Below are 11,135 nucleotides of genomic sequence, written 5' to 3'. Positions count from 1 at the left end.
AAACAATATGGGTTTCCTGGAAATGGAAGAGTGTACCCAATCGTTGAGTACTTTGTGAATGGAACTTGTTATAAAGCAAAGAAAAAATTTCGAGGAATTATAACAACGCAACTATCAGGAGTACCTGTACCGATGAAATCAGAAGTCTATGAAGATGAAAAAGGATGGCTACATGTAAAAACTGGAGCTATTGCAAATTTGCGTCAATTTGCGGAGCAGTTGTGGCCTATCAACAGTAAGATGACAGTTTATTATAATCCAAACAATCCTAAAAAGTGTTATGTTGATAGACCAATTTCAAAAAGTTTTACTTCCATGATGTTTATCATAATGGGGACAGTAACAATACTCTCGAGTGTACTGGTATTCTTTTTGATGCAGTTATAAATTGCAAAAGATAATTGCTAATCAGACAACTTCCAGTTTGTTGAACTGAATAGCATATTCTGACCGATAGGAGCAAGGTTAAAACCCACCTTGCTCCTTTTCCAATGCTTAAAGTTCCGTCAAATCGACGGAGGGATTGGCGGATAGGCTTATATCAACACAAAAGGTAAAAGTGAGGACTGATCCCTTTGCCGTATTCAAGGAGAGAGCGCTGTGCTCTCTCCTTTTTATTTTGCGCGTATGCCAAATTGAGAATGGAAAATGTCAAATCTCCACGCTCATTCTCCATTCTCAATTACTCCACCCTTGCGTAAATCCAGCCATTCCGGGCAAAATAAATGCGGTGATGAAAATGAAACTGCAAACTCCCGCAGTCTTTGCGCTGGGTGCGGTCGGTTACGCCGCGCTTGAGCTTCTCTGGCGCGGACGCACCCACTGGACGATGGCGCTGACCGGCGGTGCGGTTCTGGTCGGTCTGCGGCAGCTGCGGCGGCGCGTACACGAGGAAAACCCGCTCTCCCGCTGCTTGTGCGGCGCGGCGTGCATCACGGCCGCGGAATATGTGGTCGGCTGCACGGTCAACCGGCATTTCCGGCTGCGCGTGTGGGATTACTCGCATGAATTCGGCAACGTTCAAGGACAGATCTGCCCGAAATACGCGGCGCTGTGGGCGTTGCTCTCCGCACCGATCATGCTGCCGAAATAAGACAGAAATGTGTACCTCTCCCCTTGCAATACGGTTTTCAATGTCTTATAATAGTGATAAACTATGCAGAAAAGGAGACACACCATGCTGATTGCAGTCAATGCAGGAAACAGCCGCGTTTTGCTCGGCGGCTATGAGGAGGACGGACAGGTTTTTTCTGCCTCCATCGCAACCGAGCCCAAGCTGACGCGCGATGACTACGCCTGCAAGCTGCAGCAGGTGCTTTTGCTGTACGGCGTGAACGTGCGCCGCATCCACGGCGGTATTGTCAGCTCGGTCGTTCCGAGCATGGTCGGCGTGCTCGAGGGTGCGCTGCGCCTGCTCGGCATCCGCGATGTCATCGAGGTATCAAGCGGCGTCAAGACCGGACTCAACATCCGCTCCGAGCAGCCGCGGCAGGTCGGCTCGGACCGCGTAGCCGCTGCGGTGGCCGCCCGTGCCAAGGGAAAGCTGCCGTGCGTGGCGGTTACGCTCGGCACCGCGACCACGTTCACCGCGCTCGATGGGTCCGGTGCACTGGTCGGCTCGGCCATCACGGCGGGCGTGCAGCTGAGTCTGCTCGCGCTCCGCGAGCAGGCGGCGCAGCTTCCGGCAGTCGCTATCGACGCCAAGGACGAGGGCATTCTCGCCCGGAACACGGTCGATGCCATGCGCGTCGGCGCGGTTTACGGCGCGGCGTCGCTCGTGGACGGCATGGTCGAACGCTTTGCGGAGGCGCTCGGCGAAACGCCGTATGTGGTGCTCACCGGAGAGCTTGCGCCGCTCGTCACTCCCTATCTGCGTATCCCGTTCGAGTACGATGAAAGCCTTGTGCTCGATGGTCTGCACCTGATTTGGAAGAAAAATCGGGGTTGAAAGAGATTTGGCAGTGAACAAATCTCGCTGACCAAACACAAATTGTATTGCGCTGTACTCTATCGGGACGGCAGCAGGAGGAATTACAAATGAATAACAAAACTACCAACGTACGGTATCTCGCGCAGCTGGCGCTGCTTGCGGCGATCGAGGTCGTGATGAAGCTGATGGGTCTGGGCAGCGTGCCGGTTGGTCCGCTGTACATGTCGTTCCTGACCGTGCCGATCGCTGTCGGCGCGATGACCATGGGCCCGACCGCCGGTGCGATTCTCGGCGGCGTGTTCGGCTGTGTCAGCTTTAAGGATGCGCTTGCAGGCGGCGGTATGACCGGCATGTTCTTCCAGATCAGCCCGATCAACACCTTCGTTCTGTGCGTTGTCATGCGCGTGCTGATGGGCTGGTGCGTCGGCCTGCTGTTCCGCGTGCTGCGCCGCATGGACCACAAGAAGAGCTGGAGCTATTTCGTCGGTGCAATGTCCGCGCCGCTGCTGAATACCATTTTCTTCATGGGTTACATTGTTCTGGTGTTCTACAAGACCGACTACATTCAGGAGCGCGTTGCCTCTCTCGGCGTGGCTAACCCGCTGTCCTTCGTGGTTGCACTGGTCGGCGTACAGGGTCTGATCGAGATCATCGTCGGCTGTGCGGTCGGCGGCGTGCTCACCCGTGCGGTAGCATCGTTCCTCAGTCATCGTGCACCTGCAAAAGCAGAATAAATGATTGCTAATTGCGGCAGTTTCTCTCATTTTTCGCAGAGAAACTGCCGTTTTGCGTTCCCGGAAAACCTTTCCGTACCCAGAGAATTTCCGCGCCGCCAAATGTCCGGAAGAATAGAAAAGGTTCTCAGCGTTGTTTTCATGCTCCGTGCGGCATAGTAATAGCGGAGGTGAAAAAATGCAAAAAAATCACGCAAAACGCACGGCGCTTGCCCTGTTCCTGCTGTTTGCGGTGACAGTTTCCGCGCAGGCGGCAAAAATCGCCGAGGTCATCCCGATCGGGCACACGGTCGGCATCAAAATGCAGGCGGAGGGCGTGCTCATCGTGCAGCTGACCGAGGTGCAGGGCGCAGACGGCACGCACTCCCCTGCGAAGGAGGCAGGCGTGCAGGAAGGCGATGTGCTGTGCAAGGCCGGTGAGACCGCGCTGCACTCGAACGATGATCTGCAGAAGCAGGTCGCGCTCTCGGCGGGACAGCCGATCAAGCTGACGCTCGAGCGCGGAGACGCGGAGAAAAGCGTTACGGTGACGCCGTGCAGGGACAAAGCCGGTGCGTACCGCATCGGCGTGCTCGCGCGCGACAGTCTGGCAGGAATCGGCACGCTGACCTACGTTGACCCGCAGACCGGCGCGTTCGGCTCGCTCGGTCACGGCATCTGCGACAGCGAGACCGGCGTGCTGCTGCCGCTGCAGGAGGGCACGATCATTCACTCGACGGTGAGCAGCGTGCAGCGCGGCAAGGCGGGTGAACCGGGATCGCTGCAGGGCGAATTTTCGACTGAAAAACCGCTCGGAACCGTGGCGCAGAACACAGAAAGCGGCATTTTCGGCACCATAACGGACGATTCGCTGTACAGCGAGCTGCAGTGCGTGCCGGTCGCGTCGGCAGACGAAATCAAAGTCGGTGACGCGGAAATCCTGTCCAACGTGGACGGTGACAGCGTGCAGCGTTATTCTGTCCAGATCGTCAAGCTCTATCCGGCGAACGACGAATACGGGCGCAGCATGATGCTCCGCGTGACCGATTCGCAGCTTGCGGAGAAAACCGGCGGCATCGTGCAGGGCATGAGCGGCAGTCCGATCCTGCAGAACGGCAAGCTGATCGGCGCGGTAACGCATGTGCTGGTCGATAATCCGATGGAAGGGTATGGCATTTCGATGGAGAAAATGCTGGCGGCAAGCTGACAGAAAGAGCGGAGAATTCGCACAGGCAGGCGTTTTGCAACGGCTTACCATTTCCGCAGGGGCGCACATTGTGCGCCCTGAGGCTGTCGAAAAACTCCGTTTTTCGAGCAGCCTCTCGATTGAAACCACGCTTTCAATCGAATCTTGACGAAAAGCCGCGCCCTACGGGCACAATTTTTCGTCCCTTGTATAATTCCCGAGGTACACAAGGTGAATTGCCGCATAGCGGCAAGAGAGGGTGGCCTGGGCCACGCCCCCGGGAATTATGAATTTGCTGTGCAAATTCTATTTTATGCGTGCTGCCGCACGAAAAGTAAAAACGATAGATTGACTTTATCGACAGACTGGGGGCGCACATTGTGCGCCCTTTCTTTTTGGGTTAATCGCCACTGTTTTGTTGTCGAAAACCGCAGTTTTGCTTGCATTTTGTCTATTTCCGGGGAATTTTGAAAATATGCGGGAATTGCAAAAGCGGTCGGTCTGACCGGTCGTTTCGGGTAAATCGACAGATTTTGTCGAATTCTGTCTGCAATTTTCTGTCCATATTTTTACAAAAGGTCTTGCAAGTTATGGTAGTATATGGTAATCTATTGCCAAGAAAAAGAGATAAACTTTATCGGAAAGCTGGTTATGACATATGGATGAGAAAATTAGAGTTTTACTTGCAGACGACGACACCGAATTTTGCGCGCGTATGTCGGCGGTACTGGACAGTGCGGACGATTTTGAGCTGGTCGGCATTGCGGAAAACGGTGAAAAGGCACTTTCCGCAGTCAATGAACTGCGTCCGGATGTACTTATCATTGAATTGATGCTGCCGGTGATGGACGGCATGAGCGTGCTCAGCCGCCTGCACGAGCAGGACGGACCGCATCCGGCGGTGATGGTATTCTCGGCGTTTGCAAGCCCGCAGATCGGCGCGGAATGCGCGGCGCTCGGCGTGGATCTGTTCCTGCGCAAGCCGATGGAGCCGCAGGCGGTCTGCGAGCGGCTTCGCCTGTGGCGGACCGGTCAGCTGCGCGCGGTCAAGGCCGAGGAAAGCATGGCGCTTGAGCTCCGCGTGACCGAGGTGATTCACCAGGTGGGCGTGCCGGCGCACATCAAGGGCTACCAGTATCTGCGCGAGGCCATCATGATGGCGGTCGAGGATATCGAATCGGTCAGCGCCATCACCAAGGTGCTGTACCCGTCGATTGCTAAAAAGTTCAAGACGACCTCCTCCCGCGTGGAGCGCGCCATCCGGCACGCGATTGAGGTCGCGTGGGACCGCGGTGACATCGAAACCCTGCAGAATTACTTCGGCTACACGGTTTCGGGCGTCAAGGGCAAACCTACCAATAGCGAATTTATCTCGATGATTGCCGACAGACTGCGGCTGCAGATGCGGTTTGGGGCGTAAGGCAAATTTGCAACGTAAGAAGCAGTAATATCATTCAGAAAACGATTTATCGGTATAGTATGCGTACTATTTACGCTGTTATGTGAATCGCAGCAAATCGCTTGCAAGCCTGCCAACATAGCGAAAGTGTGCGTGAAACGCGGGTTCAAGCCTATAAGCTTTTTCTGATATTGTGAATAACTGAAGCAATTTATCTGCAGCCTTTCCAACGAAAAACCGCAGCGCCCTCTCGGGCGCTGCGGTTTTCAGGTGATATGCATTTTCCTTATGTCAAATCAATGAGCCAATCTCGGGCGGTTCCGGCTTTTTCGGCTCGTTACGGTTTTCCACGCCGAGAACCTCTGCGCGGATGTCCTCCTCGATCTCCTTCTTGCTGCGGCGGCGGTCCAGACGCGAAATATACAGATACTTCCGGATCACGAACAGGATGCCGATCGACAGCACGGCGATCAGGTTCTCGATCGGCGAGGTATGCTCGACGATCATCTGACGCGCGATGGCGAGGAGCATAACGTCAACCACCGAGTCGATGGTGTAGCTGGTGATCATCTTGATCAGCTCGATGCCGATGATGATCAGGCAGGCCGAGCTCATGCGCGCCTGCAGATACGCCGGATCACCGAACAGCTTGTTCATATCGGTCATAGCGACCATGCCGATACCGGACACGATGCACGCGATCAGGATCACCATGCCAAGGGTGATCTCAACCGCTGTTGCGGCGTTGGAGAGCTTGTCTCGAAAATCAGAATTCATGGCAGTCTCCCTTTCTCTACTCCTCATCTCTTTGCATTCCTCTTTCTGCAGTTTTGTAATTTTTTATCAGTCTGTGTCTCATTCCTTGATATAAATTTAACATAGTTTTTATGCCTTGTCAATTATTTTAACAAGTTTTGTATGGTTTACTGGTTTTTCATTCGTTTTTTATGCACTTTATCCTCATTTTAGTTATTTTGCATAATAACTTTTTATTTTTGTTGTGAGAAATTATCTGCGTTTATTTTTTGACAAACTTATCATTGTTAAGCTATAATAATATTAGAGTAAACCAATAAAAAGGCAATGCCATGCAATCAAAGGCACTGCAAAGAAAATTCTTTGAAACGGGGTGGGCAAATGGCTAATCCGCTGTTGCAGCACTACATCAAGCTGACAGAATTTCTCGGACAGGCACTTGGACCGGATTATGAGGTTGCTCTGCATGATATGACCGACAAAAATCGCTCCATAGTAGCCATCGCCAACAATCACATCAGCGGCCGAGAGATCGGTGCACCGCTTACCAATGTGGCGCTCAAAATCCTGATGGACAAAAGCTACGAAACGCAGGACTACCGTCTGCACTACTGCGGCCTTTCTGCCGAGGGCAAGACGCTGCGCTCGAGCACAATGTTCATCAAGCACAACGGCAAGCTGGTCGGCATGCTGTGCATCAACTTTGACGACAGCCGGTATCTGGCCGCCAGCGAAAACGTGCTGCGGCTGTGTCATCCGGATATTTTTATCGACGACCATATCGCACCGCAGCAGGCCGAGCCCGGTGATCCGTTCCCGCGAGCGGTTCCGGCAACCACCGAGAGTTTCCACAACTCGATCGACGCGGTGGCAGGCGATGCGGTCGGCCGTGAGCTCATCCGCCTCGGCGTGACCGCCGACCGTCTCACGCCCGATGAACGGATGCAGATCATCGCCTCGCTCGAAAGCGGCGGCATTTTCCTGCTCAAGGGCGCGGTCAAGGATGTGGCCGACGCGCTGCACTGCTCGCAGGCCAGTGTGTACCGCTATCTTTCCCAGATTAAAAAGGACGACAGCAATTCCGCTTCGGAATAACATTTTCACAATGCAAATGACAAAAACGGCAGAATCCGAGCGGAATGCTCGCGGTTCTGCCGTTTCACTTTTTTATCTGCTAAATTGCTCACAGGAGGTATACATTATGTTTCGAGAGTACATCCACCGGTTGTTCTGGCTGATCCTGGGTGTTGCGGTCAGTGCGATCGGCATTGCGATGATGCTGCAGGCGAATGTCGGACTCGAGCCGTGGAGCGTGCTGCAGCAGGGCATGTCGCTGCGAACCGGCATGACCTACGGCACGGCGTCTGCGATCGCAGGCGCGGCAGCCATCCTCACGGCCGTGTTCTTCGGTGAGAGCTTCGGCTTAGGCACGATCATCAACATTGCGGGCTGCGCGGTCATAATCGACGCGATTCAGGCGGCGCACCTCATCCCGCAGATGCACGGATTGGTGAGCGGCATTGCCATGCTCATCGGCGGTCTGGAGCTGCTTGCGCTCGGCACCTGGCTGTACATGAAAAGCGCGCTCGGCAGCGGCCCCCGTGACGCGCTGATGGTCGCGCTCGCGCGTAAGTTCGGGCGGTCGGCCGGTGCGTGCCGCGCGGTCGTGGATGTGCTCGTAACGGTCATCGGCTTCTTTCTCGGCGGTCCGGTCGGTGTCGGCACCATTATTTCCGCCGTCGGACTGGGTCCGCTGATCAACCTCAATTTTGCAGCCGTGCGGTTCCGTCCGGCAAAAGTGCATCAGGAAAATGTGGCGGAAACCATTGCGAGAATTTCCGGAAAGCGGTAATTCTCTATTTTTCATCATCAATTTCAATTTATTTGTGGTCGCATCTCCGGCACTGAATCATCTCGCTCATTGGGTCTGCCCTTTTCTTTTGCATATGCACAAAATTCTCCCGTAAAACACAAAAACCGCCCCGTAGACCGGAGCGGCATTTCCTCAAATACTTCAGCTATTAGGAACGGCGGCTCGGTACAGTGAGCCGCCGTTTGTAGCTATATCATAGCGCGGCGCCCCGGTTTTGTCAAGTGACGGAACCGGGGCTGTTGTTTTTCACGCTTTTTTACAAAATCACATATTCTGTGCCCGATAATACGGAACCGGGTCTGCTGTGCCGAACAGGCCAATCCCATCCATATCCTCGATGAGCAGTGTATCGTCGGTTTTGCTGACATACAAATTCAGCCAAATATCATCGCCGCTATCAGCTATGGATTGACACCAGTCCGGCAGGCTCCCTACCGCCTCGGTATCGTACAGCGTGAACGCAACCGTGTACATATCGTACTGATCGGACGGATACGCCTCCGGATAGTAATACTCGTCGGGGTCATCGTACAGACACCACGCGTCGGCTGTGCTCTTGAACGTGCCGCCGTCCGCCGAGGTATACAGAATCGCCCATTCATCATTCGACTGGTCGTAGTGCAGACGGAAGGTGTCGCTGTTATCGATCACCATGCCGCTGTCCGTGCCGAGAATGCTGCTGAGATCCTGCGCCGCATAGCTGTAATCCGAACCGTAATCCGGCGCGGGGGAATTTCCGAAGCTGCTCTCGATTTCCGGCACCAGATCATCCACCACGAACGCGATCAGCGTCGGCACAAACTGCAGCAGAGCGATAACAATTATCGCAATCACCGCACCCTTTGCGCGTTTTTTCTTCGGCTTATCCTTGATGGGACGCGACTTGCTCTTAGCCGTTTTCGCCGAGCTGCTGTTCTCTATCGTCGGATGATATTCGGTATAGGTCTCACGCGGCTTGCCGCGCCATTTCGGCTCGGGTCTCGTCATGCGGCCCTTGCTGCCCGCGCGTGCGCCGCACATCGGACATACGCGTTCCTCGTCGTCAAAATGGATACCACAGTGCTGACATTTCACAGGACACACCTCCCTTTTACTACCTCCATCATACCAGAGATATACCGTTCAGGCAAGAGAAAAAGGATACACAAGTGTGTATCCTTTTTCTGTTATTCGAGATTGAGCTTGTGCGTGAGAATCCAGCGTGTCACAAGGAAATACACCGCATCGCCGATGAGTGCGAACACGCAGCAGCACCGCAGCATCAGATGCGCCGCATCCATCGGCGTGATGGTCTGCATGGTGCTGTCAAGCCAGCGTACTATCGCATCGGCAAGCGCCTCCGGCATGGCATTGCCCGCGCCCATCATCACCATAAGCAGGAGAACCTGCAGGGCGGTAGAAAGAACAACGTACCACACGACCGACATCAGCAGGCGGTGCTTGCTCGCCAGATGGCCGAGCGCGATGCACAGGTAAAGGTCCAGCGCCATGTCTGCAATGCCGAGCACCGCCAGCACGAGCAGCTCCAGCCCGAACAGCAGGCCGCCGCTCCGCGCCACACCCTTTATCATATCGACAAACAGGGTGCCGAAGGACATATCGGCAAAAATGCCGATGCTGAGGAACGCCGCGATGCCGCTCAGCGCGATCATAACCACCGCGATGATAGTCTTGCTGAACAGGTGCTGCGAAACCGTGACCGGCAGGGTGAACATGAGGTAGCCCTCACTGCCGAGCAGGTTTTTGTAAAAACGCTGGATGAGAATGACAGCCGTTACCACAAATGCCGCCATCATCACGCCCATATACAGCATGGAGCTGATGGCCGGCAGCATAAAGCCGAACGTGCTGTTCTGCGGGATACTGTACAGCAGGTGCGTGACGAACGACATGAGAATCAGCACGCCGTACAGCGGCAGACAGATACGCGCACAGGCTTTCCACTCATATTTCAGCAGCTTTAACATGCAAACACCTCCCGGAACAGTGCGTCAACCGATTTTCCGTGTTCCTCGCGGATATGGTCAACCGTATCGTGCAGCACCATCGCGCCTTCCTTGAGGAAAATGACCTCATCGAGCACACGCTCCACATCCGCGATGAGGTGCGTGGACAGCAGAACGGACGCGTCCTCGCTGTAATTCGAGAGAATGGTGCTCAGAATGTAGTCGCGCGCCGCCGGATCAACACCCGCGATCGGCTCATCGAGCACATACAGCTGCGCTTTTCGGCTCATGGTGAGAATGAGCTGCACCTTCTCCTGATTGCCCTTGCTGAGCGTTTTCAGGCGGTTCAGCGGGTCGATCTGCAGCGAATCCAGCATATCGGTTGCCTTTACGCGGTCAAAATCCGTGTAAAAATCCGCAAAGAACGAAATCAGGTCGTTGACCTTCATCGCATCGTTGAGATAGTTTTTGTCGGGCAGATAGCTGATGATGCTGTGCGTGTAGGTGCCCGGCGCCTGACCGTCAATGAGCACCGAGCCGCTTGTCGGCTGCAGCAGACCGTTCAGCAGCTTGATAGTCGTTGTTTTGCCTGAGCCGTTCGGGCCGAGCAGACCGATAAACTGTCCGCGGCCGAGCGTCAGATTCAGATTATTGAGCGCGGTCTTTTTACCGTAGTTTTTTGTCAATCCCTGACAGATAACCAGTTCGTTGTTATCCATTGTTTTTCTCCTCCCCACTGCGTTTCTCCAGAAGCGCCACAATGTCCTGCTCGGTGAAGCCAAGCTGGCTCATGCCGGACAGAAACTCCGTGATGCGTTCTCCTGCGATCTGCTCTCTTACCTTACCAATCATTTCTCTGTCCTCCGTTACATAGCGTCCGCTCGTGCGGTTGGTGAACATCAGGCCCTCGCGCTCCATTTCCGCAAGCGCGCGCTGCATGGTGTTCGGGTTGACACCCGCCTGAGCCGCCAGCTCGCGCACCGGTGGTACCTTTTCACCCGCCGCAAGCTGTCCGCTGACGATCTGCTCGGTCAGCTTTTCCACAAGCTGTTGATAGATCGGACGATCCCCCCGCAATTCCCATTGCATAAGCTCTCTCCTTTCGTTTTATTGTATTATGATAATAATACAAGTATACAGATTTGTCAATAGCCTTTGCTGAAATTTTTCTGCACCGCCCCTGCGGGGTGTGCGAACTGCCGCAGGCGGGTTCGCCCCTAACGGGCGGCTCCTTTTCCTGCACCGGCTGACCGGGGCACTCGAACTGCCGCAGGCGGGTTCGCCCTAATGGGCGGCTCCTTTTCCTGCACCGGCTGACCGGGGCACACGAAC

13 protein-coding genes are annotated in these 11,135 nt (G+C 54.6%); 8 read left to right on the top strand and 5 right to left on the bottom strand.

The annotated features are described in order from the left end of the window. From ACWVX6_RS07395 to spo0A, 6 genes are all read left to right on the top strand, one after another. Positions 1–387: DUF3592 domain-containing protein (locus ACWVX6_RS07395; protein ID WP_455152792.1), on the top strand; the 387-nt coding region annotated here is incomplete at its 5' end. A 352-nt stretch (positions 388–739) separates the two neighbouring features. Further along, on the top strand, positions 740–1,093 hold the full coding sequence (locus ACWVX6_RS07390) for a putative ABC transporter permease (protein WP_119194899.1): 354 nt from the start codon (positions 740–742) through the stop codon (positions 1,091–1,093). A gap of 84 nt (positions 1,094–1,177) precedes the next feature. After that, complete coding sequence (locus ACWVX6_RS07385) at positions 1,178–1,948, top strand: type III pantothenate kinase (protein ID WP_158574677.1); 771 nt, start codon at positions 1,178–1,180, stop codon at positions 1,946–1,948. An 89-nt stretch (positions 1,949–2,037) separates the two neighbouring features. Next, positions 2,038–2,664 (top strand): ECF transporter S component, encoded by a 627-nt coding sequence (locus ACWVX6_RS07380; RefSeq protein ID WP_455152791.1) that lies wholly within the window; start codon positions 2,038–2,040, stop codon positions 2,662–2,664. 178 nt (positions 2,665–2,842) lie between these two features. Continuing rightward, positions 2,843–3,850: a SpoIVB peptidase gene (spoIVB, locus tag ACWVX6_RS07375; protein ID WP_455152790.1), complete on the top strand. Its 1,008-nt coding sequence runs from the start codon at positions 2,843–2,845 to the stop codon at positions 3,848–3,850. Positions 3,851–4,487: 637 nt separating this feature from the next. Further along, on the top strand, positions 4,488–5,249 hold the full coding sequence (spo0A, locus tag ACWVX6_RS07370) for a sporulation transcription factor Spo0A (protein WP_117492157.1): 762 nt from the start codon (positions 4,488–4,490) through the stop codon (positions 5,247–5,249). Between the two features lie 270 nt (positions 5,250–5,519). Here spo0A and ACWVX6_RS07365 read toward each other — a convergent pair whose 3' ends face one another. Next, positions 5,520–6,005, bottom strand: a complete 486-nt coding sequence (locus ACWVX6_RS07365; protein WP_110435046.1) for a phosphate-starvation-inducible PsiE family protein — start codon at positions 6,003–6,005, stop codon at positions 5,520–5,522. Between the two features lie 360 nt (positions 6,006–6,365). Here ACWVX6_RS07365 and ACWVX6_RS07360 point away from each other — a divergent pair, with 360 nt between their 5' ends. Both ACWVX6_RS07360 and ACWVX6_RS07355 read left to right on the top strand, forming a co-directional pair. Beyond that, positions 6,366–7,079: a helix-turn-helix transcriptional regulator gene (locus ACWVX6_RS07360; RefSeq protein WP_117492159.1), complete on the top strand. Its 714-nt coding sequence runs from the start codon at positions 6,366–6,368 to the stop codon at positions 7,077–7,079. 106 nt (positions 7,080–7,185) lie between these two features. After that, positions 7,186–7,836: a YczE/YyaS/YitT family protein gene (locus tag ACWVX6_RS07355; RefSeq protein WP_455152789.1), complete on the top strand. Its 651-nt coding sequence runs from the start codon at positions 7,186–7,188 to the stop codon at positions 7,834–7,836. Between the two features lie 285 nt (positions 7,837–8,121). On the opposite strand, the gene ACWVX6_RS07350 is transcribed toward ACWVX6_RS07355, so the two are convergent. The 4 genes from ACWVX6_RS07350 to ACWVX6_RS07335 all read right to left on the bottom strand — a co-directional run bounded on the left by ACWVX6_RS07350 (position 8,122) and on the right by ACWVX6_RS07335 (position 10,892). Continuing rightward, positions 8,122–8,931 (bottom strand): hypothetical protein, encoded by an 810-nt coding sequence (locus ACWVX6_RS07350; protein ID WP_455152788.1) that lies wholly within the window; start codon positions 8,929–8,931, stop codon positions 8,122–8,124. Positions 8,932–9,023: 92 nt separating this feature from the next. Beyond that, positions 9,024–9,824 (bottom strand): hypothetical protein, encoded by an 801-nt coding sequence (locus ACWVX6_RS07345; protein ID WP_455152787.1) that lies wholly within the window; start codon positions 9,822–9,824, stop codon positions 9,024–9,026. Continuing rightward, positions 9,818–10,522, bottom strand: a complete 705-nt coding sequence (locus tag ACWVX6_RS07340) for an ABC transporter ATP-binding protein (RefSeq protein ID WP_119215100.1) — start codon at positions 10,520–10,522, stop codon at positions 9,818–9,820. The genes ACWVX6_RS07345 and ACWVX6_RS07340 overlap by 7 nt, the downstream gene beginning before the upstream one ends. Continuing rightward, positions 10,515–10,892, bottom strand: a complete 378-nt coding sequence (locus tag ACWVX6_RS07335; RefSeq protein ID WP_117492165.1) for a GntR family transcriptional regulator — start codon at positions 10,890–10,892, stop codon at positions 10,515–10,517. The genes ACWVX6_RS07340 and ACWVX6_RS07335 overlap by 8 nt, the downstream gene beginning before the upstream one ends. Positions 10,893–11,135 lie beyond the last annotated feature (243 nt).

It is taken from the genome of Butyricicoccus sp. (assembly GCF_977037065.1).
The sequence above is the reverse complement of the archived record's forward strand: the minus strand, read 5'-3'. Positions and strand labels throughout refer to the sequence as shown.

Bases quoted from the DNA above. Each gene is read 5' to 3' on its own strand.
- ACWVX6_RS07335 (WP_117492165.1), bottom strand. From the start codon at position 10,892: ATGCAATGGGAATTGCGGGGGGATCGTCCGATCTATCAACAGCTTGTG.
- spoIVB (WP_455152790.1), top strand. From the start codon at position 2,843: ATGCAAAAAAATCACGCAAAACGCACGGCGCTTGCCCTGTTCCTGCTG.
- ACWVX6_RS07390 (WP_119194899.1), top strand. From the start codon at position 740: ATGAAACTGCAAACTCCCGCAGTCTTTGCGCTGGGTGCGGTCGGTTAC.
- ACWVX6_RS07340 (WP_119215100.1), bottom strand. From the start codon at position 10,522: ATGGATAACAACGAACTGGTTATCTGTCAGGGATTGACAAAAAACTAC.
- ACWVX6_RS07360 (WP_117492159.1), top strand. From the start codon at position 6,366: ATGGCTAATCCGCTGTTGCAGCACTACATCAAGCTGACAGAATTTCTC.
- ACWVX6_RS07385 (WP_158574677.1), top strand. From the start codon at position 1,178: ATGCTGATTGCAGTCAATGCAGGAAACAGCCGCGTTTTGCTCGGCGGC.
- spo0A (WP_117492157.1), top strand. From the start codon at position 4,488: ATGGATGAGAAAATTAGAGTTTTACTTGCAGACGACGACACCGAATTT.
- ACWVX6_RS07345 (WP_455152787.1), bottom strand. From the start codon at position 9,824: ATGTTAAAGCTGCTGAAATATGAGTGGAAAGCCTGTGCGCGTATCTGT.
- ACWVX6_RS07365 (WP_110435046.1), bottom strand. From the start codon at position 6,005: ATGAATTCTGATTTTCGAGACAAGCTCTCCAACGCCGCAACAGCGGTT.
- ACWVX6_RS07355 (WP_455152789.1), top strand. From the start codon at position 7,186: ATGTTTCGAGAGTACATCCACCGGTTGTTCTGGCTGATCCTGGGTGTT.
- ACWVX6_RS07380 (WP_455152791.1), top strand. From the start codon at position 2,038: ATGAATAACAAAACTACCAACGTACGGTATCTCGCGCAGCTGGCGCTG.